12 protein-coding genes, 1 tRNA gene and 1 pseudogene are annotated in these 20672 nt (G+C 72.0%); 4 read left to right on the forward strand and 10 right to left on the reverse strand.

Going from position 1 to position 20672, the window contains the following annotated elements; genetic code table 11:
* Positions 1-6 precede the first annotated feature (6 nt).
* The 3 genes from kdpA to AB0M28_RS26425 are packed head-to-tail and all read left to right on the forward strand — an operon-like array spanning position 7 to position 4481.
* Positions 7-1668 (forward strand): potassium-transporting ATPase subunit KdpA, encoded by a 1662-nt coding sequence (gene kdpA, locus AB0M28_RS26415; protein ID WP_365409867.1) that lies wholly within the window; start codon positions 7-9, stop codon positions 1666-1668.
* Positions 1669-3807 carry a potassium-transporting ATPase subunit KdpB gene (gene kdpB, locus AB0M28_RS26420; protein WP_365409870.1) on the forward strand — a complete coding sequence of 713 codons (2139 nt, stop codon included), beginning with the start codon at positions 1669-1671 and terminating at the stop codon, positions 3805-3807.
* A 5-nt stretch (positions 3808-3812) separates the two neighbouring features.
* Positions 3813-4481 carry a potassium-transporting ATPase subunit C gene (locus tag AB0M28_RS26425; protein ID WP_365409873.1) on the forward strand — a complete coding sequence of 223 codons (669 nt, stop codon included), beginning with the start codon at positions 3813-3815 and terminating at the stop codon, positions 4479-4481.
* 66 nt (positions 4482-4547) lie between these two features.
* Here the strand turns inward: AB0M28_RS26425 and AB0M28_RS26430 are convergent, their stop codons facing one another.
* Entirely contained in the window at positions 4548-5156 is a 609-nt protein-coding gene (locus AB0M28_RS26430; protein ID WP_365409876.1) for a CGNR zinc finger domain-containing protein, read from the reverse strand.
* A 68-nt stretch (positions 5157-5224) separates the two neighbouring features.
* Between AB0M28_RS26430 and AB0M28_RS26435 the strand changes: the two genes are divergently transcribed.
* Positions 5225-5614: a RidA family protein gene (locus AB0M28_RS26435; RefSeq protein WP_365409879.1), complete on the forward strand. Its 390-nt coding sequence runs from the start codon at positions 5225-5227 to the stop codon at positions 5612-5614.
* A 69-nt stretch (positions 5615-5683) separates the two neighbouring features.
* Here the strand turns inward: AB0M28_RS26435 and AB0M28_RS26440 are convergent.
* The 9 genes and pseudogenes from AB0M28_RS26440 to AB0M28_RS26480 all read right to left on the reverse strand — a co-directional run.
* Positions 5684-5760 (reverse strand) — tRNA-Thr (locus AB0M28_RS26440).
* Positions 5761-5862: 102 nt separating this feature from the next.
* Entirely contained in the window at positions 5863-7440 is a 1578-nt protein-coding gene (locus AB0M28_RS26445; protein WP_365409905.1) for an alpha/beta hydrolase, read from the reverse strand.
* Positions 7441-7546: 106 nt separating this feature from the next.
* A complete protein-coding gene (locus AB0M28_RS26450) occupies positions 7547-8752 on the reverse strand; it encodes a DNA polymerase III subunit delta' (RefSeq protein ID WP_365409882.1) in 1206 nt (401 codons plus the stop codon).
* A gap of 966 nt (positions 8753-9718) precedes the next feature.
* Entirely contained in the window at positions 9719-12832 is a 3114-nt protein-coding gene (gene tmk, locus AB0M28_RS26455; RefSeq protein ID WP_365409885.1) for a dTMP kinase, read from the reverse strand.
* Positions 12833-12978: 146 nt separating this feature from the next.
* Positions 12979-15825 carry a type I DNA topoisomerase gene (topA, locus tag AB0M28_RS26460; protein WP_365409888.1) on the reverse strand — a complete coding sequence of 949 codons (2847 nt, stop codon included), beginning with the start codon at positions 15823-15825 and terminating at the stop codon, positions 12979-12981.
* A 544-nt stretch (positions 15826-16369) separates the two neighbouring features.
* A pseudogene (locus tag AB0M28_RS26465) lies at positions 16370-16729 on the reverse strand (DUF805 domain-containing protein); the annotation flags it as partial.
* A 146-nt stretch (positions 16730-16875) separates the two neighbouring features.
* Positions 16876-18417, reverse strand: a complete 1542-nt coding sequence (locus tag AB0M28_RS26470; protein WP_365409891.1) for a methyltransferase — start codon at positions 18415-18417, stop codon at positions 16876-16878.
* A gap of 148 nt (positions 18418-18565) precedes the next feature.
* A complete protein-coding gene (locus AB0M28_RS26475) occupies positions 18566-19135 on the reverse strand; it encodes a small secreted protein (RefSeq protein WP_365409893.1) in 570 nt (189 codons plus the stop codon).
* Between the two features lie 213 nt (positions 19136-19348).
* The coding region (locus tag AB0M28_RS26480; RefSeq protein ID WP_365409896.1) for a sodium/proton-translocating pyrophosphatase at positions 19349-20672 on the reverse strand (1324 nt) is incomplete at its 5' end.

Below are 20672 nucleotides of genomic sequence, written 5' to 3' on the forward strand. Positions count from 1 at the left end.
CCCGCCATGAGTCCCGTCCTCGCTGGGATACTCCAGCTCGTGGCGCTGATCGGCGCCCTGGCCCTCGCGTACCGCCCGCTCGGCGACTACATGGCCAAGGTCTACAGCTCGACCAGGCATCTGCGGGTCGAGAAGTGGATCTACCGCTCCATCGGCGCGAACCCCGACACCGAGATGCGCTGGACCGCGTACCTGCGCGGCGTGCTCGCCTTCTCCGCGGTCGGCGTCCTCTTCCTCTATCTGCTGCAGCGGGTGCAGGGCGGCCTGCCCGGCTCGCTCGGCTTCTCCTCGATCGACCCGGACCAGGCGTTCAACACCGCCGCCTCGTTCGTGGCGAACACCAACTGGCAGTCGTACTACGGCGAGCAGGCCATGGGCCACGTCGTACAGACCGGCGGTCTGGCGGTGCAGAACTTCGTCTCGGCCGCGGTCGGCATCGCCGTCGCGGTGGCGCTGGTACGCGGGTTCGCCCGGTCCCGCACGGGTGAGCTGGGCAACTTCTGGGCCGACCTGGTCCGCGGCACCATCCGCATCCTGCTGCCCCTGTCCGTGGCCGGCGCGGTGATCCTGGTCGCCTGCGGCGCCATCCAGAACTTCGCCGGCATCCACGAGGTCGGCCAGTTCACGGGCGGCAGCCAGGAGTGGAACGGCGGCGCGGTCGCCTCCCAGGAGGTCATCAAGGAACTCGGCACCAACGGCGGCGGCTACTTCAACGCCAACTCCGCCCACCCCTTCGAAAACCCGGGCGCCTTCTCCAACCTCTTCGAGGTCTTCCTGATCCTGCTCATCCCCTTCGCGCTCACGCGCACCTTCGGCCGGATGGTCGGCAGCGTGCGGCAGGGTTACGCGATCCTCGCCACGATGGCGACGATCTGGCTGGGCTTCGTCGCCCTGATGATGTGGACGGAGTACCACCACGGCGGCCCGGCGTTCGAGATCGCGGGCGGCGCGATGGAGGGCAAGGAGACCCGCTTCGGGATCGGCGCCTCGGCGCTCTTCTCCGTCTCCACCACACTCACCTCGACCGGCGCGGTCAACTCCTTCCACTCCTCCAACACCGCCTTCGGCGGCGGGATCAACCTGCTGGGCATGATGCTGGGCGAGATCGCGCCCGGTGGGGTGGGTTCCGGCCTGTACGGCATGCTGATCATGGCGGTCATCGCGGTGTTCATCGCGGGGCTGATGGTCGGCCGGACCCCGGAGTACCTGGGCAAGAAGATCGGCACGCGGGAGATCAAGTTCGCCGCCTGCTACATCCTCGTCACCCCGGCGCTGGTCCTCGGCTTCACCGCCGCGGCGATGGCCCTGGACACCCCGGCGAACTCGATGACCAACTCCGGCGCCCACGGCTTCTCCGAGATCCTGTACGCCTACACCTCCGGCGCCAACAACAACGGCTCGGCGTTCGCCGGGCTGAACGCCGACACCCAGTGGTTCAACACCACCATCGGCATCGCGATGCTGCTCGGCCGCTTCCTGCCGATGGTGTTCGTCCTCGCACTGGCCGGCTCGCTCGCCGAGCAGAAGCCCGTCCCGGCCACCGCGGGCACCCTGCGCACCGAGAAGCCGCTGTTCACCGGCCTCCTCGTCGGCGCCATCCTCATCATCACCGGTCTGACCTACTTCCCCGCCCTGGCCCTGGGCCCGCTGGCCGAGGGACTGGCGTAAATGACCACCGAGATAAAGAAGCCTGAGGAGCACGGCTCCATGTCCACTGCCACCCCGACCCGCGCCCCGCACAGCGACGTACCCACCGGCCACAAGCCGGACTCCGGCCGCGTCGGCGGCGGGCTCTTCGACCCCGGCCAGCTGCTCAGGTCCCTGCCGGACGCGCTGCGCAAGCTCGACCCGCGGGTCATGGTCAAGTCGCCCGTGATGTTCGTGGTGCTGATCGGGTCCGTGCTGACCACGCTCTTCGCGCTGAAGGACCCGACCGACTGGTTCGGCTGGGCGATCGCCGCCTGGCTGTGGCTGACGGTGGTCTTCGCCAACCTGGCGGAGGCCGTCGCCGAGGGCCGCGGCAAGGCGCAGGCCGACACCCTGCGCAGGGCCAAGACCGACACCGTCGCCCGCCGGCTCGTCCAGGGCCGCGAGGAACGGGTGCCGGGCACCGACCTGAAGATCGGTGACCTGGTGGTCTGCGAGGCCGGCGACATCATCCCCGGCGACGGCGACGTCGTCGAGGGCGTCGCGTCGGTCGACGAATCAGCCATCACCGGTGAATCGGCCCCGGTCATCCGCGAGTCGGGCGGCGACCGCTCGGCCGTCACCGGCGGTACGAAGGTCCTCTCCGACCGCATCGTCATCAAGATCACGACGAAGCCCGGCGAGACGTTCATCGACCGCATGATCAACCTGGTCGAGGGCGCCTCCCGACAGAAGACCCCGAACGAGATCGCGCTGAACATCCTGCTCGCCTCGCTCACCATCGTCTTCCTCCTCGCCGTCGTCACCCTGCAACCCTTCGCGATCTACGCCGGCGGGAAGCAGTCGATGATCGTGCTGACCGCGCTGCTGGTCTGCCTGATCCCCACCACCATCGGCGCGCTGCTCTCCGCCATCGGCATCGCCGGCATGGACCGCCTCGTCCAACGCAACGTCCTGGCCATGTCCGGCCGCGCCGTCGAAGCCGCCGGCGACGTCTCGACCCTGCTGCTGGACAAGACCGGCACCATCACCCTCGGCAACCGCCAGGCCGACGCCTTCCTACCGGTACGCGGCACCACCGCCGCCGAACTGGCAGACGCCGCCCAACTGTCCTCGCTCGCCGACGAGACACCCGAAGGCCGCTCCATCGCCGTCCTCGCCAAGTCGAAGTACGGGCTGCGCGAACGCCACCAGGGCGAGCTGTCCGGCGCCGACTGGGTGCCGTTCACCGCGCAGACCCGGATGTCCGGCGTCGACCTCGACGGCCGCTCGGTCCGCAAGGGCGCGAGCGGTTCGGTCATCGCCTGGGTCGAGGAGCACGGCGGCGACGTGGCCGAGGACGCGCGGTCCCTGACCGACCGGATCTCCCAGGCCGGCGGCACCCCGCTGCTGGTCGCGGTCAAGGACGGGCAGGGCGCCCGGGTGCTGGGCGTCATCCACCTCAAGGACGTGGTCAAGGACGGCATGCGCGAGCGGTTCGAGGAACTGCGCCGCATGGGCATCAAAACCGTCATGATCACCGGCGACAACCCGCTCACCGCGAAGGCCATCGCGGCCGAGGCCGGCGTCGACGACTACCTCGCCGAGGCCACCCCCGAGGACAAGATGGCCCTCATCAAGCGGGAACAGGCCGGCGGCAAGCTCGTCGCGATGACCGGCGACGGCACCAACGACGCCCCCGCCCTGGCCCAGGCCGACGTCGGCGTGGCCATGAACACCGGCACCTCGGCCGCCAAAGAAGCCGGGAACATGGTGGACCTGGACTCCAACCCCACCAAACTGATCGAGATCGTCGAGATCGGCAAGCAACTGCTCATCACCCGCGGCGCCCTGACCACCTTCTCCATCGCCAACGACGTCGCCAAGTACTTCGCGATCATCCCGGCCATGTTCGCCGTGGTCTACCCGGGCCTGGACAAGCTCAACATCATGAAGCTCGACAGCCCGGAGTCCGCAATCCTCTCCGCGGTCGTCTTCAACGCGCTGATCATCATCGCCCTCGTCCCGCTCGCCCTGAAGGGCGTGCGCTACAAGCCCACCAGCGCCGACAAGATGCTCCGCCGCAACCTCGGGATCTACGGACTCGGCGGCCTGATCGCCCCGTTCATCGGCATCAAGCTCATCGACCTCCTCATCTCCACCATCCCCGGGATCGGCTGACCCTCATGAACACCTCCGTAGCGAACACGACCCGGCTCCTGATGGCCGGCCTGCGCGCCCTGCTCGTACTGTCCGTGGTCACCGGCGTGCTCTACCCGCTGCTGGTCACGGGGATCGCCCAGGCCGCATTCCACGACAAGGCCAACGGCTCCGAAATCAAGGACCACACCGGCAAGACCGTCGGCTCCTCCCTCATCGGCCAGACCTACAACCTGCCACTCAAGGACGGCGAGGAGACCCCCACGCCGAACCTGAAGTGGTTCCAGCCCCGGCCCTCCAACGGCCTCGGCACCAACAGCGTCAACACCCAGTACGCACTGATCCTCTCCGGCGCGACCAACCGCTCCGCCGACAACGAAGAACTCATCCAGTGGGTCAAGGACGCCAAGGCCACCGTGGTCAAGGACAACTCCACCGCCGACTACACGGTCAAGCCCTCGGACGTGCCGCCCGACGCCGTCACCTCCTCCGGCTCGGGCCTGGACCCGGACATCTCCCCGCAGTACGCGGAACTGCAGGTGCACCGCGTGGCCGCGCGCAACCACCTCAGCGTGGAGCAGGTGCAGAAGCTGGTCGACGCCCACACCGACGGCCGCCTCCTGGGCTTCATGGGCGAGCCCACGGTGAACGTCCTCGAACTCAACATCGCGCTCAGGGAACTGCTCAGCAAGTAACCCACACCCCGGGCGGCCGATCGGCAGATCGGCCGCCCGGCGCTCAATGCGCGCCCCGTCCCCCGCTCACGCCTCAGGGTCCGTGGCCCGCCGGGCGCGGAGAGCGCGAAGCTTGTGGCGGTTGCCGCACCGCTCCATCGCGCACCAGCGCCGGGCGCCGGGGCGGGAGGAATCGACGAACACCAGCGGGCAGTTGTCGCTCGCGCATTCGCGGATGCGTTCGGAGAGCGGCCCGGACAGCAGCTCGATCATCTCCCGCGCCAGGGTCGACAGCGCCTGCGTCGCCCGCACCGGCGTCGCCCACCCCGCGGCCGTGCCGGCGGTGGCCAACTCGGGAACCAACGGCGCCTCGGCCGCGGCCCGGTTGATGGTGGCTACCGCCTCGGCGGGCAGCGGGCGACGCGCCGCCCGGGCGTGCGCCGCGTCCCAGATCGCCTGGCGCAGGGCCTTGGCCGCTGCCAGTTCACGGGCCGTTACGGGGACCGTCATGACCGCGTCCAGCGGCGGTTGGGCCAGCCATTCGCCCAGGTCGGCAGGCTCATGGAGGATCTCGAACACCGCATATCGGCCCTCGCCGCCCGCGTGGGCGAAGTCCAGGCAGACAGCACCGGCGTCGAACCGGAACGACCCTCCCTTCGGGTCGTGCAGCACCCGTCCAGTTGCGCTCACTCGCATGAACCCACTATAACCGGTGTCACATACGACACCGCTATTACCGGTGTCATCGTCAGCGGAGGCAGCACATGAGCACACGGCACATCAACCCCGAAGGACTCCACCGCAGTCCGGCCTTCAGCCAGGCCGTCGTGGTCGAACAGCCGGCGAAGACGATCTACATCGGCGGGCAGAACGGCGTCGACGCCGACGGCAAGGTCGTCGGCCCCACAGTCGGGGAGCAGGCCGGCCAGGCGTTCCGCAACCTCGCGACCATCCTGGAGAGCGAGGGGGCGAGCCTGGCGAACATCGTGCACTGGACCATCGCCGTGGTGGACGGCCACACGTTCGACGAGGGTGTGGCCGCGTTCCAGAAGGTGTGGAACCGGGCCGACCCGCCCCCGGCCATCACGGTCCACGTCGTCGCCGGCCTGGGCCCCGGGTTCCTCGTCGAGATCGACGCCATCGCCGTCGTCTGATTCACACCACGTAGCGATCAAGAAGACGACAAAGGGCCAGGTCGAAAGCTACGACCTGGCCCTTCAATCTGGAGCCGCCTAAGGGAATCGAACCCTTGACCTACGCATTACGAGTGCGTCGCTCTGGCCGACTGAGCTAAGGCGGCGTGCGGCGTACGCCAGTGTGGCGGCCGCAGCGTCGGTAAGTCTACAGGGTTTCCGGGGGTGATCCGAACCGCCGTCCAGGGGTCTGGATCACACTCCCCGGGTCACTGGCAGCGGGTGCCGTCCTTCGGGGGCTCGCCCGTCAGGAGGTAGCGGTTCACCGCGGTGTCCACGCATGCGCTGCCCCGGACGTACGCCGTGTGGCCGTCGCCCTCGTACGTCAGCAGCACGCCCGAGGAGAGCTGCGCCGCCAGCGCACGGGCCCAGGGGTACGGGGTCGCCGGGTCCCTCGTCGTGCCCACGACCAGGATGGGGCCGGCGCCCTTCGCCTCGATCCGGTTGGCGTTGCCGGTGGGGGTCACCGGCCAGTCGCCGCAGTTCAGCGCCGCCCAGGCGAAGTCGCGGCCGAAGACCGGGGACGTCCGCTCGAAGCGCGGGACGTACTTCTGCACGTCCCGCGGCTTGCGGAAGGGCGCGGGCTGGTCGAGGCAGTTCACCGCGGCGAACGCGTACATCATGTTGCCGTAGCTGCCGTCCGGATGGCGCTCGTAGTACTGGTCCGAGAGGTCCAGCAGCCCCGTGCCGTTCTTGTCCTTCTGGACCTCGTCCAGCGCGTCCCGCAGCATCGGCCAGAAGTCCTCCAGGTACATCGCCTGCAGCACGCCCATCGTGGCCAGCGGCTCGCTCAGCTCCCGCTTCGGGTCGTCGGTACGCAGCGGCCGCGCGTCCAGCGAGTCCAGCAGCGCGCGCAGCCGCCGGCCCGCGTCCTGCGGGGACTTCGTGCCCAGCGGGCAGTCCGCGCGCTTGACGCAGTCCTCGGCGAAGGCGTTGAACGCCACCGTGAAGCCCGCGTTCTGGTCGAGGTTCAGCTTGAGGGAGGAGAGCGACGGGTCCATCGCCCCGTCCAGCACCAGCCGGCCCGCGCGGGACGGGAACAGGCCCGCGTACGTCGCGCCCAGCAGCGTGCCGTACGAGGCGCCGACGTACGTCAGCTTCTCGTCGCCCAGCACGGCGCGGACGACGTCCATGTCGCGCGCCGCCTCGGTCGTGGAGACGTGGCCCAGGAGGGCGCCGGTCCGCTTCTTGCAGCCCGCCGCGAACTTGTCGAAGGCCGCCGTCAGCCGCTCCACCTCCGCCTTGTCGTCCGGCGTCTGGTCGACCTGGGTGTGCGCCTCCATCTCGGTGTCCGTCAGACAGCGCACGGGCTGGCTGCCGCCCACGCCGCGCGGGTCCATCGCCACGATGTCGTACGCGGCGCGCACCTCGGCCGGGTAGCCGATGCCCGCCCAGCCGTGCAGGAACTCGATCGCCGAGGCACCCGGGCCGCCCGGGTTCACCTGCAGCGAGCCCTGGCGCTTGCCCGTCGCCTTGATGCGCGACACCGCGAGCTTCACGTCGCGCCCGGTGCGCGGCTGCGCGTAGTCCAGCGGGACGCGGAGCGTGGCGCAGTCGAAGCCGGGGGCGTCCGCGCAGGGCTTCCAGGCGGGCTTCTGCCCGTAGTACGACGCGAGGTCCGCGGGGACGGCCGCGGGCAGGGGGGCGAGGGTGCGCACCACCCTGCCGCTCGAGCCGCCGTCCCGGGCCCGGTCGGGTGAGTCGGCGGAGTCCGAACCGGAGCAGGACGTCAGCAGCAGGGCCGTGGAGAGCAGGGCGGCGGCCGATGCCGCGGTGAGCGGGCGCATGCGCATGCGCCGAGCGTAACCGCAGGGCCGTGCAACCTCCTGGTGGGCGAGCTGCCCGTACGGGTGACGGCGGCGCGTCCGTTCGACGGGGTGCGCGGCGCCCCGCTCACCCGGCTCGCAGCGCCAGGGTCATCGCTTCCATCGCCAGGAGCGGGGCGACGTTGCGCTCCAGGGCGTCCCGGCAGGCCAGGATCGCCTCGATCCGGCGGAGGGTGGCCTCGGGGGCCGACGCGCGGGCCACCCGGTCCAGGTCGTCCCGTACGTCCTCGTTGGCCAGCTGGGCCGGGGAGCCGAGCTGGAGCGCCAGCACGTCGCGGTAGAAGCCCGTGAGGTCGTGCAGGGCCAGGTCGAGGCTGTCGCGCTGGGTACGCGTCGCGCGGCGCTTCTGCCGGTCCGCGAGGTCCTTCATCGCGCCCGCCGTGCCGCGCGGCATCCGGCCCGCGCCGCCCGGGGCCGCGCCCAGCGCGGTGCGCATGTCCTCCGTCTCCTGGGCGTCCGTCTCCTCCGCGCGCTGCTTCGCCGCCTCCGTCGCCGTGTCCACGAGCTCCTGGGCGGAACGCAGACAGCCGCCGATGTCCTCGACGCGCAGCGGCACCCGCAGCACGGCCTGGCGGTGGCCGCGCGCCCGCTCGTCGGTCGCCAGGCGGCGGGCCCGGTCGATGTGGCCGGACGCGGCGCGGGCGGCGCCGGCCGCGGTCTGCGGCTCGATGCCGTCGCGGCGGACCAGGAGGTCCGCCACAGCCTCGACCGGCGGGGTGCGGAGGGTGAGGGTGCGGCAGCGGCTGCGGATCGTCGGCAGCACGTCCTCCAGGGAGGGGGCGCACAGCAGCCACACGGTGCGGGGGGCGGGCTCCTCGACGGCCTTCAGCAGGACGTTGGCGGCGCCCTCCGTGAGGCGGTCGGCGTCCTCGAGCACGATCACCTGCCAGCGGCCGCCGGCGGGGGAGAGGTTCGCGCGGCGGACCAGCTCGCGGGTCTCCTTCACGCCGATCGTCAGCAGGTCGGTCGCTACGACCTCGACGTCCGCGTGCGTCCCCACGAGGGCGGTGTGGCAGCCCTCGCAGAAGCCGCAGCCGGGGGCGGCGCCCAGGGTGCGGTCCGGGCTCACGCACTGCAGTGCCGCCGCGAACGCCCTGGCGGCGGTTGCCCTGCCCGCGCCCGGGGGGCCGGTGAAGAGCCAGGCGTGCGTCATGGACGACGCGGTCCCGCCTTCGGCGGGGGTGCCGTCGACGAGTGCCGCGGCGGCGCGGGCGGCGGCAGTCAGCTGAGCGCTGACCCGCTCCTGGCCCACCAGGTCGTCCCAGACCGCCACGATTGCCTCCCTCTTGTGACCGCGCTCCATTGTGCGGCATCGCACTGACACCCCGCCCGCCCCGGCCCCGCTGCGGGGGCTCCGCCCCCGGTCCCCCGCTGCGGCCTGCGGCCGCGTCGCGCCTGGACGGCGCCCGTCCTCAAACGCCGGACGGGCTGGTCTCAGGCCCTCCGCCCTGACACCCGGTCACCGGCGCATCGGCGCTGCGCGCCTCGTCCTCAAACGCCGGACGGGCTTCGCGTCGCGTTACGCCAGCTGACGCACATCCGGCCTCCAGCCGGAGTCCTCAAACGCCGGACCGGCTGGGATCGCCCCCACCACCCCAATGCCTCGTGACCGCACGGTCGGCGCTGCGCGCCTCGTCCTCAAACGCCGGACGGGCTTCGCGTCGCGTTACGCCGGCTGACGCACATCCGGCCTTCGGCCGGAGTCCTCAAACGCCGGACGGGCTTCACGTCGCGTTACGCCGGCTGACGCACATCCGGCCTTCGGCCGGAGTCCTCAAACGCCGGACCGGCTGGGGTTGAGCCCTCCACCCCGGCGTCTGGTGATCGACGTATCGGCGCCGCGCCTCGTCTTCAAGCGCCGGGCGGGCTTGGGTCGTTCTGCCTGTGATCGCGCTGTTGGCGTTGCGGGCCTCGTCCTCGCTGTGGGCGATCGCGGGCCGGACGGGCTGGGGCTGGGCCCTTCCCTGTGCCTGGCATCGGTGTGAGGCGTTGTGGTTCTCTTCCTCCGGCGCCCGGCAGGCCGGGGCGGCGGCTCTCGGCCTCACCCCTCGCCATCGCGCGTCCGCGCTCGCGCCCCCGCGCGCGTCGCCCACCATCCGCCCCTCCCCCGTAGGCGCCGGCGGTGACCCCGGCGGACAGTCACGGGTGGTGTGTGGGTGGGGGCAATCCCCGCGCCGAAGGCGCGGGGCGGCGCCGGGCCACCCTGAGGCCGCGCGCGAGGCCGCGCCCGCCGCAGCGGTCAGCGGTGGCCGCGGCCTTCCTCGTCGTCCGGCTGCCGGCCCAGGAGTTCGTCCGCCAGGGAGGGGAGGTCGTCCAGCGGCGTCTCCTCCGCCCAGTCCGGCCGCGGGCGGCCCGAACGCGTCGAGCCCGTACCGGAGGCACCGGACCCACCGGACCCACCGGACCCACCAGACTCACCCGACCGGAAGTAGCTCTCCGGCACACGGTCCTCGGGACGCTCCTCCGCGCTCGGAGGCTGCGGCATACGCTGCGTCTCCTGCGCGTCCGGATCGCCGACCCGCGGCATGACCGCCGTCTCATCCACACCCCGGTCGACAACCGGCGGGATGACCGCCGTCTCATCCGCCCCCCGGTCGACGACCGGCGGCATGACGGCCGTCTCATCCGCCTCCCGAGCCGCCCGCGGCCGGTCCAGCTCCGCCGTCTCCTGCGCGTCGGGATCCGGCGCCTGCGGGATCTCCTGCGTCACCACCGCGTCCGGATCGGCCCGGCCGGCCGGAGGCTCCGCGGGCTGGACCGGGAGCGGCCGCGTCGCGTCCTCGCTCTCCGACGCCAGCCGCGCCTCCTCCGCGCGCAGCAGCGCCTCCTCCGCCCGCCGCTGCTTCTCGAGGCGCTTCTCCTCCGCCTCCGCGCGCAGCCGCGCCTGCTCCGCGGCCAGCCGCCGCAGACGCTCCTGCTCCGCCTGGTACGCGGCCTCCTCCGCCTCGCGGCGCGTGCGCTCCTCCTCGGCCTGCTGCCGGGCCTCCTCCGCGCGCAGGCGCGCGAACTCCGCCTCGCGTTCGGCCTCGAGCCGCTTGGCCTCCTCGATCTCGCGCCGCTGGCGCTCCTCCTCCTCGGCGCGCAGCCGGGCGAGCTGCTCCTGGCGCTCGCGCTCCAGGCGCTCCTCCTCCGCCTTGCGGGCGGCCTCCGCCTCGGCGCGCAGCCGGGCTTCCTCCTCCGCCTTGCGGCGGGCCTCCTCCTGGGCGCGGACCTCGGCCTCGGAGAGCGGCAGCATCTGGTCGAGCCGGTGGCGTACGACGGTGGCGACCGCCTCCGGCTCCTGCGCGGCGTTGACGACGAGGTAGCGCGCCGGGTTCGCGGCGGCGAGGGTGAGGAAGCCGCTGCGCACGCGCGCGTGGAACTCCGCCGGCTCCGACTCCAGCCGGTCCGGCGCCTCCGTGAAGCGCTCGCGGGCGGCCTCCGGCGCGATGTCCAGCAGGACGGTCAGATGCGGTACGAGCCCGTCCGTCGCCCAGCGCGAGATACGGGCGATCTCCGTCGGGGACAGATCGCGCCCCGCGCCCTGGTACGCGACGGAGGAGTCGATGTACCGGTCGGTGATGACGACCGCGCCCCGCTCCAGCGCCGGCCGTACGACGGAGTCGACGTGCTCCGCCCGGTCCGCCGCGTACAGCAGGGCCTCCGCGCGGTGCGAGATACCGGCCGACGACACGTCGAGCAGTATCGACCGCAGCCGCTGGCCGATCGAGGTGGCGCCCGGCTCGCGGGTGACGACGACGTCGTGCCCCTTGCCGCGGATCCACTCGGCGAGCGCCTCCACCTGCGTGGACTTGCCCGCCCCGTCGCCGCCCTCGACGGCGATGAAGAACCCGGTCGCCGAGGGCGCCTCCACCGGCTCCGCGCCGCGCCGCACCGCGTTCCACAGATCGCGCCGCAGCGGCACGCCCTGCCGGTCGTCCGTCTTGGCGAGGACGAGCGCCGCGACGGGCAGCAGCAGCGCGCCGACGAGGAGGTACGCGTAGGCGGAGCCGCCGTGGTCGAAGACGAAGTCGCCGCGCACCACCCGGTGCTCGCCGATCACGGCGGCCAGCAGCGGGCCCGCGAGGGCGGCCAGCGCGATGGCCAGCCGGACGACGGCGTGCAGATGGGCGACAAGGCGGGGGCGGCGCGCGTCCTCCGTCTCCTGCTCCAGCAGCGTGTGGACGGTCGCCGCGGCCACCCCGGCCGTGTAACCGGCCAGCAGCGCGACGGCCAGCGCGGTCGCGGTGTCGCCGATCAGACCGGTCGCCAGCAGCGCCAGCCCGCACACGGCGGTGGCGAGGCCCAGCAGCCGCCGCCGCGAGAGCGCGGGCAGCAGCCGCGACGCGGAGCGGATACCGAGCGCGGGCCCGCCGGTGAACGCCAGCACCAGCAGCGCGAACGTCACCGGCCCCCCGCCGAGGTCGAACGCCTGCAGTACGGCGAGCGAGACGGCCGCCGCGACGGCGCCGGCGATGGCGGCGCCCGTCAGCACCAGCACGGGCACGGCGCCCGTACGACCGCGCTCCAGCTCGCCCTCCGCCGTCTTCGGGCGGCGCAGGCCCTCCAGCGGCGAGCGGGGACGCTGCGAGCCGTCCGGCAACTCCACGAAGTACAGGACGGTGATCGAGGCGGCGAAGAGACCGGCCGCGAGATACGAGCCGAGCGCCGCCTGGTGCTCGTCGAACCACGCGATCCCCGAGCCGAGCAGATTGCTGATCAGGGTGATGCCGAGGAGCCCCGCCGCCGCGGCCGGCAGCGCGAGGTAGGCGGTGCGCAGCGACAGGCGCCGCAGGGCGTCCTGGTGGTCGGGCAGCGGCCTTATCGCCGCCCCTTCCACGGGCGCGGCGGGCAGCAGCGCGGGGGCCGCGCCGTCCTTGGCGACCGTCCAGAAGCGCTCGGTCACACCCGCCACGAAGACGGTGATCAGCAGCCAGGTCAGCGCCCGGTCCGGCGTCCAGTCGATCCACAGCGGGGCGACGAGCAGCAGGCCGACGCGGACGAAGTCGGCGACGATCATCGTCCAGCGCTTGTCGAGCGGGCCGCTCGCACTGGTCAGCTGCGTCAGCGGACCGAGCAGCACGGCGCCGAAGAGGAGCGTCGCGAGGATCCGTACGGCGAAGACGGCCGTGACGGCGAGCGCGATGCCGCGGTAGTCGCCGCCGAACGCGTTCTGGACCGCGGCCGCCTGCACCGTGAGCAGCGTCAGCACCAGGAGCGCCAGGGCGTCGCCGATGCCGTCGATCAGCTGGGCGCCCCAGAGTCGGCGCAACGGCGGATAGCGCAGGAGGGCCTTCACGGCGCGCTCGCGTGAGTCTGCGGCGAGGCCGTCCGTGGTGTCGGTCACGACGGGGGTCTGCTCGGCGCGATTCATGGGGTCAAGGGTATCGGGCGGCGGACGCCCGGTCCGAACGGCTGCACGTATGTGCGGATTACTCCGGGCTTACGCGCTTCGCCGTCCGGACCCCCGGGGGGACGACCGGCGGCTCTCAGTCCTCCGCCGGGTCGTCCCGCCGGCCGTCAGTCCTCGTCCACCTCGACCGTCGCGGTGCGCTTGGCGGCCGTCTTCGCCGCCGCCGACGTCTTCGCGGTGGCCGTCTTCTTCGCCGTCGTCTTCTTCGCGGCAGCCGTCTTCGCGGTGGCCGTCTTCTTGGCGGCGGTCTTCTTGGCCGTCGTCTTCTTCGCGGCCGTCTTCTTCGCCGGCGCCTTCTTGGCGGTCTTCTTCGCCGGGCCCTTCGCGCGCTTCTCCGCGAGGAGCTCGTAGCCGCGCTCCGGCGTGATCGTCTCGACGTCGTCGTCCCGCCGCAGGGTGGCGTTCGTCTCGCCGTCCGTGACGTACGGGCCGAAGCGGCCGTCCTTCACGACCACCGGCTTCTCGGAGACCGGGTCCACACCCAGCTCCTTCAGCGGCGGCTTCGCGGCCGCCCGGCCGCGCTGCTTGGGCTGGGCGTAGATCGCGAGCGCCTCGTCGAGGGTGATCGTGAAGATCTGGTCCTCGGACGTGAGCGAACGCGAGTCGGTGCCCTTCTTCAGATACGGCCCGTAGCGGCCGTTCTGCGCGGTGATCTCCACGCCCTCGGCGTCCGTGCCGACGACGCGCGGCAGCGACATCAGGAGCAGGGCGTCGTCGAGCGTGACCGTGTCGACGGACATCGACTTGAAGAGCGAGGCCGTACGCGGCTTCACCGCGTTCTTGCCGGTCTTCGGGGTGCCCTCGGGGAGGACCTCGGTGACGTACGGGCCGTAGCGGCCGTCCTTCGCGACGATCGCGTGGCCCGACTGCGGGTCCGTGCCCAGCTCGAAGTCGCCGCTGGGCTTCGCCAGCAGCTCCTCGGCGTACTCCTGCGTCAGCTCGTCGGGTGCCAGGTCGTCCGGCACGTCCGCCCGCTTCCCGGGCTCGCCCTCGACCTCCGAGGGGCGCTCGACGTACGGCCCGAACTTGCCGACCCGCAGCACGACGCCGCCGCCGACGGGGAAGGAGGAGACCTCGCGGGCGTCGATGGCGCTCAGGTCGGTCACGAGCTCCTTGAGCCCCGCGAGGTGGTCCGCGCCGTCCCGCACCTCGGCCGGCGTCTCCACGCCGTCCTCACCGAAGTAGAACCGCCGCAGCCACGGCACGGCCTGCGCCTCACCACGCGCGATGCGGTCGAGGTCGTCCTCCATCTTGGCGGTGAAGGAGTAGTCGACGAGCCGCCCGAAGTGCTGCTCCAGCAGCCGGATGACGGCGAAGGAGAGGAACGACGGGACGAGCGCCGTGCCCTTCTTGAAGACGTAGCCGCGGTCCAGGATGGTGCCGATGATCGAGGCGTACGTCGAGGGGCGGCCGATCTCCCGCTCCTCCAGCTCCTTGACCAGCGTGGCCTCGGTGTAGCGGGCCGGCGGCTTGGTGGCGTGGCCGTCCACCGTCATCTCGGTGGCGGTGAGGGCATCGCCCTCGGCCACCTGCGGCAGCCGGCGCTCGGCGGAGTCCAGCTCGGCGTTCGGGTCGTCGGCGCCCTCGACGTACGCCTTCATGAAGCCGTGGAACGTGATGATCTTGCCGGAGGCCGTGAACTCGCAGTCCCGGCCGTCGGCGGCCCGGCCGCCGACGCGGACCGTCACGGACTGGCCCGCGGCGTCCTTCATCTGGGAGGCGACGGTGCGCTTCCAGATCAGCTCGTACAGCCGGAACTGGTCGCCGGTCAGGCCCGTCTCCGCCGGGGTGCGGAAGCGGTCGCCGGAGGGGCGGATCGCCTCGTGCGCCTCCTGGGCGTTCTTGACCTTGGAGGCGTAGGTCCGCGGCTTGTCCGGCAGGTAGTCGGCGCCGTACAGCTGGGTGACCTGGGCCCGGGCGGCGGCGATCGCCGTCTCGGAGAGGGTGGTGGAGTCCGTACGCATATAGGTGATGAAGCCGTTCTCGTACAGCTTCTGCGCCACCTGCATGGTCGCCTTCGCACCGAACCCGAGCTTGCGCGACGCCTCCTGCTGGAGGGTGGTCGTACGGAACGGGGCGTACGGGGAGCGGCGGTACGGCTTGGACTCGACACCGCGCACCGCGAAGGACGTCTGCTCCAGCGCGGCCGCGAGGGCCCGGGCGTTCGCCTCGTCCAGGTGCAGCGTGTCGGACTTCAGCCGGCCGTCGGCGCCGAAGTCGCGGCCCTGCGCGACGCGCTTGCCGTCGACCGTGTTCAGCCGGGCGGCGAAGGACGACGGGTCGGAGGCGTCACCCGCGCGGCCGGTGGAGAAGGTGCCGGTGAGGTCCCAGTACTCCGCCGAACGGAACGCGATCCGCTCCCGCTCCCGCTCCACGACCAGCCGGGTCGCGACGGACTGCACGCGGCCGGCGGACAGCCGCGGCATGACCTTCTTCCACAGCACGGGGGAGACCTCGTAGCCGTAGAGCCGGTCGAGGATACGGCGGGTCTCCTGGGCGTCGACCAGCTTCTGGTTCAGCGTGCGGGGGTTGTTCACCGCCTGCTGGATGGCGTCCTTGGTGATCTCGTGGAAGACCATCCGGTGGACGGGCACCTTGGGCTTGAGCACCTCGAGGAGATGCCAGGCGATGGCCTCGCCCTCGCGGTCCTCATCGGTCGCGAGGAAGAGCTCGTCGGAGTCCGCGAGCAGCTGCTTGAGCTTGCTGACCTGCTGCTTCTTATCGGCATTGACGACGTAGAGCGGCTGGAAGTCCGCGTCCACGTTCACGCCGAGCCGAGCCCAGGGCTCGCCCTTGTACTTCGCCGGGACCTCGGCCGCGCCGTTGGGGAGATCACGGATGTGTCCGACGCTCGACTCGACCTCGTAGCCGGGGCCGAGATAGCCCTTGATCGTCTTCGCCTTGGCGGGCGACTCGACGATGACGAGTCGGCGGGTCTGGCTGGTCGAGGACAACTTCTTCGCTCTCTTCTCCGGTCAGGCTCAGTTCGGTACTGGCATCTGCTCTCGCGTCCGGTGCATTGCTGCGGAGTGTGACGGTACATACCGCCCCCGTGTCAAGCGGCAAAAGCCCCGGGCGTCACTCGAACGGTAACCCGAGTCTTGCCATTCCCGCCGCACAGGGGGGAAACCGGGCAATGTCGCCGCAGGTCGCGGGGCAGGTGGCCGGGGGCCGGGAGGCCGCCGCCGGCCCCCGCGCTATGCCCATCGTCACAGTCCGGAAACGCGGGAGGCCGTCCCGCACGGATGCGGAACGGCCCCTGTGGCCGAAAAACGCTCAGCCGCCGTACGGGTTCTGGCCCTGGCCGTAGCCGCCCTGCTGCGGGTAGCCGCCCTGCTGGGGGTAGCCGGGCTGCTGCTGCGGGTAGCCCGGCTGCTGGCCGTACGCCTGCTGCTGCGGGTAACCGGGCTGGGCGTAGCCGCCCTGCTGCGGGTAACCGGGCTGCGCGTAACCGGGCTGCTGCGGGTAGCCGCCCTGGCCGTAGCCGGCGTCCGGGTACTTGGGGTTCGGGCCGTACTGGTTCGGACCGGGCTGGCTGTCCGTGCAGGTGAGCACCAGCATCCAGATGGCGCCGATGCCGAACGGGATGAGCTGGATGAAGATCCAGCCACCGGACTTGCCGACGTCGTGCAGCCGGCGCACCGTCACGGCCAGGCCGGGGATGAAGACGGCCAGCACGTAGAGGCCGATCAGAGCGAACAGGGCCGGCGTCTCCGAGGCGACCGCGAGGCCCCCGAAGACCGCAGCCAGAACCAGGACGGCTAGGAAGTTGAACAGCGCGAACATCCAGTATTCCTTGCGGCGCGCACGGCCGCTGAAGCCCGCATAGTTCTTCAGTACTGCGAGGTACCAGCTCATGGTCGTCTCTATCCTCCCCGGACGCCCCGAGCGGAGGGACGCCTCATGCAACAGGGGGAGAAGTTATCGCCTTGTCCATATCGGGCCAATACCTGTCCGGTCACGATTTGGATCCGCCTCGCGAACAAGGTGCGAACCCGCGCGTTTCACCCCTGCGGCCGGTGCCCCGCCCGCATCGCCGCCGGACCGCGGACGTCGCCGCCCGCGGATACCGGCTCCAGGAAGCCCTCGGCGACCAGCTCCCGCAGCCGGGGCGGGAACGACTCCCGCAGACCCGCGGGGTCCGCGCCGATCAGCTGAGCGATCGCGTCGAGGATCCGGCCCGCGCTGAGCGTGCCGTCGCAGGCGCCGACCAGGCCCGCGCCCACGGTGTCCATCCGCGTCGCCCGGCGCATACCGCGGTTGCTGCGCAGGACGACGTACTCCGGGTCCTCCGCGCCGGGGCGCCCGAGCTGCTCCTGCACGACCTCGTCGGCGAGTACGTAGTGACCGGCGAGGAGCGAGTCGTCGGTCAGGCCGCGCAGCCGCCCGGCGCGGGCGAAGTGGGCGTCCACCGCGGGCCCGAGGGGCTGCTCGACGGCGTGCGGCCACTCCTCGACCGTCAGGGACGGGGCCGCGGCGCCCGTCTTGCGGACCGTGATCCAGCCGAACCCGACGCCGCGCACGCCGCGCCGCTCGAATTCGGCCAGCCACTCGTCGTAACGGCGCTCGTACTCCCCCGGTACGTCGCGGTGGTCGCCCGCGTCGCGCAGCCACAACTCGGCGTACTCGGTGGGGTCCTGCACCTCGCGCTGCACGATCCACGCGTCGCAGCCGCGCGGCACCCAGGAGGCGAGGCGCTCGCGCCAGTCCTGGCCGTCCAGGTGCTCCCAGTTGGCGAGCAGCTGGCAGTAGCCGCCGTCGTTGAGGTGGTCGGCGGCGCCGCCGACCAGGTCACGGCAGAGCCGGTCGCCGTCCATTCCGCCGTCCCGGTAGGTGAGGCGGTGGCCGGGGGAGATGACGAACGGGGGATTGGAGACGATCAGGTCGTACGTCTCGCCCTTCACGGGTTCGTACAGCGACCCTTCCCGCAGGTCCGCCTCGCCCGCGCCGCTGAGCGCGAGGGTGAGCCGGGTGAAGGCGAGCGCGCGGGGGTTGAGGTCCGTGGCGGTCACCCGTCCGGCGTGGGCCGAGGCGTGCAGCGCCTGGATCCCGGAACCGGTGCCCAGGTCCAGCGCGGAGCCGACGGGTGTGCGGACGGTGATGCCGGCGAGTGTGGTGGACGCCCCGCCGACGCCGAGGACGAGGTCCTCGCGCCGGCCCTTGGCGCCGGCCGCGCCGCCGACGGCGCAGCCCAGGTCGGAGACGACGTACCAGTCCTGACCGTCGGGCCCGGCGTACGGCCGCACGTCGACGGTCGCCTCGACGCGCCCGTCCTCGGTCGTACGGACCCAGCCGCCGTCCAGGGGCAGTACGCCGGCCGCGGCGTCGGCGGGCACGGCCTGCTGCAGCAGGAAGAGCCGGGTGAGCAGGGCGACGGGCTCGGCCACGCCCCGGGTGGCCCGCTCGGCGGGCACGATCTCCCCCCGCGCCAGCGCGGCGTACGCGGGCGCGCCCAGCAGCTCCAGCAGCCCGTCGACGGTGAATCCGGCCCGCAGCGCGGCGGCACGCAGTGCGCCGGCGCCCTCGCCCGTGGGAAGACTGATCACCCCAGCACCCTACGCGCCCGCCCCCTCCCCCACGCGCTCCCGCGCAGGGGGGATCGGGGCGCCGGGCGCGGGGCCCGCCCACCAAGCCCGGCGCGAACGGCCCCGCCCGGGGCTCCCGGGGCCCCGGGCGGGCGGGACCGCGCAGCGGTTACGCCTCCGTGTCGGGCTTCGTCTCCGTGCGCTGGCAGCCGTCCTGCTCCGACATCGCCTTCTCCAGCTCGCCCTCGGACATCGCCTTCAGGTCGTCGTCCTCGGGGCTGATCTTGTGCACCTGGTCCGCGAGTTCCTGGAGGCCCTTGGCGTAATCGCCCTGGTCCTTGATCTCCAGCTTCTCCGCGGACGCCTTGAGCGCGGCGTACGCGTCGGCCTTGTCCGTGAGGTACGCCACGGTCTTGGACTGGACGTTCTTGCCGTCGTCGACGGGCGGCACACCGAGCTCCCGGAACGACGTGGCCATCGCCTCGTACGCCTTGGCGGACTTGTCGAAGGCCGCGACGTACGCCGCCTTCGCCTTGGCCGGCTCGGTCTCGTCCGTCGCCTTGGCCATCTCCATCGTGGCCGCGTCGCGGTTCTTCAGCTGCTCGCGCAGCGTGTCGCAGACGCCGGCGGCCCAGGCGTCGACCTTCTTCTCGCGCTCGCCGTCCGCATTGCTGCAGCCGCTCGCGACCAGCACCACGGCAGTGGCGCCGATCAGCACGGCGCTGATCTTCTTGATCACCGGGGGGTCCTTTCGATGGCTCCTCGGCCCCGGAAGATACACGTCCACCCCGCCCCGGGGACGAATCTCGCTGTTCGCACGCCGGTGGGAAGCCCGTCTGTACGAACCGGGCGGGGTCCGCACGGGTGACACCGGACACGCGAACGGGGCGGAGCCTCGACAAGGCCCCGCCCCGCTCTCACGCACCGACGGTCAGGGGATGTCCCCCGGCCGTCAGGAGTTGACGACCGCCGGGTCCGCGGCCTGCTTGGTCACTTTCCCGGGGTTCTCCTCCGCGCTCTCCTCGCCCTCGTCGCCGACCGCGATACCGCGCCGCTTCGACGTGTACACGGCGCCGATGATCACGGCCATCGCCAGGCCGGCGATACCGGCGCGGACACCCGCGCTGGCGTCGTCGCCGTAGGAGAACTGCACGACCGCGGGAGCGATCAGCAGCGCCACCAGGTTCATCACCTTCAGCAGCGGGTTGATCGCCGGCCCGGCCGTGTCCTTGAACGGGTCGCCGACCGTGTCGCCGATCACCGTGGCGGCGTGGGCCTCGGAGCCCTTGCCGCCGTGGTGGCCGTCCTCGACCAGCTTCTTGGCGTTGTCCCAGGCGCCGCCCGAGTTCGCCAGGAACACGGCCATCAGCGTGCCGCAGCCGATGGCGCCCGCCAGGAACGAGGCCAGCGCACCGACGCCGAGGCTGAAGCCGACGGCGATCGGGGCCATCACGGCCAGCAGACCGGGCGTACGCAGCTCGCGCAGGGCGTCCTGGGTACAGATGTCGACGACCTTGCCGTACTCCGGCTTCTCCGTGTAGTCCATGATCCCGGGCTTCTCCCGGAACTGCCGGCGCACCTCGAAGACCACCGCGCCCGCCGAACGGGACACCGCGTTGATCGCGAGACCGGAGAAGAGGAACACCACCGCGGCGCCCAGCATCAGGCCGACCAGGTTGTTCGGCTGGCCGATGTCCAGGTTCAGCCCGAGGTGCGCGTCCACCGTGGTGCCCGCGTCGCGGACCGCGTCGTAGATCGCGTCCTGGTACGAGCCGAACAGCGCGGACGCCGCGAGCACCGCCGTGGCGATGGCGATGCCCTTGGTGATGGCCTTGGTGGTGTTGCCCACCGCGTCCAGGTCGGTGAGGACCTGGGCGCCCGCGCCCTCGACGTCGCCGGACATCTCGGCGATGCCCTGCGCGTTGTCGGAGACCGGACCGAAGGTGTCCATCGCGACGATGACGCCGACCGTGGTGAGCAGGCCCGTACCGGCCAGCGCCACCGCGAACAGCGCGAGGGTGATCGACGTACCGCCCAGCAGGAACGCGCCGTACACGCCGAGCCCGATGAGCAGCGCGGTGTAGACGGCGGACTCCAGGCCGATGGAGATACCGGCGAGGACCACCGTGGCGGGGCCGGTCAGCGACGTCTTGCCGATGTCGCGGACCGGGCGCCGGGTGGTCTCGGTGAAGTAGCCCGTCAGCTGCTGGATGAGCGCGGCCAGCACGATGCCGATGACCACGGCCACCAGCGCGAGGATGCGCGGGTCGCCGTCG

The sequence above is a fragment of the Streptomyces sp. NPDC051940 genome, assembly GCF_040680895.1.
Lineage (GTDB): Bacteria > Actinomycetota > Actinomycetes > Streptomycetales > Streptomycetaceae > Streptomyces.

Bases quoted from the DNA above. Each gene is read 5' to 3' on its own strand.
- AB0M28_RS26435 (WP_365409879.1), top strand. From the start codon at position 5,225: ATGAGCACACGGCACATCAACCCCGAAGGACTCCACCGCAGTCCGGCC.
- AB0M28_RS26430 (WP_365409876.1), bottom strand. From the start codon at position 5,156: ATGCGAGTGAGCGCAACTGGACGGGTGCTGCACGACCCGAAGGGAGGG.
- AB0M28_RS26445 (WP_365409905.1), bottom strand. From the start codon at position 7,440: ATGCGCCCGCTCACCGCGGCATCGGCCGCCGCCCTGCTCTCCACGGCC.
- kdpB (WP_365409870.1), top strand. From the start codon at position 1,669: ATGACCACCGAGATAAAGAAGCCTGAGGAGCACGGCTCCATGTCCACT.
- AB0M28_RS26425 (WP_365409873.1), top strand. From the start codon at position 3,813: ATGAACACCTCCGTAGCGAACACGACCCGGCTCCTGATGGCCGGCCTG.
- kdpA (WP_365409867.1), top strand. From the start codon at position 7: ATGAGTCCCGTCCTCGCTGGGATACTCCAGCTCGTGGCGCTGATCGGC.
- tmk (WP_365409885.1), bottom strand. From the start codon at position 12,832: ATGAATCGCGCCGAGCAGACCCCCGTCGTGACCGACACCACGGACGGC.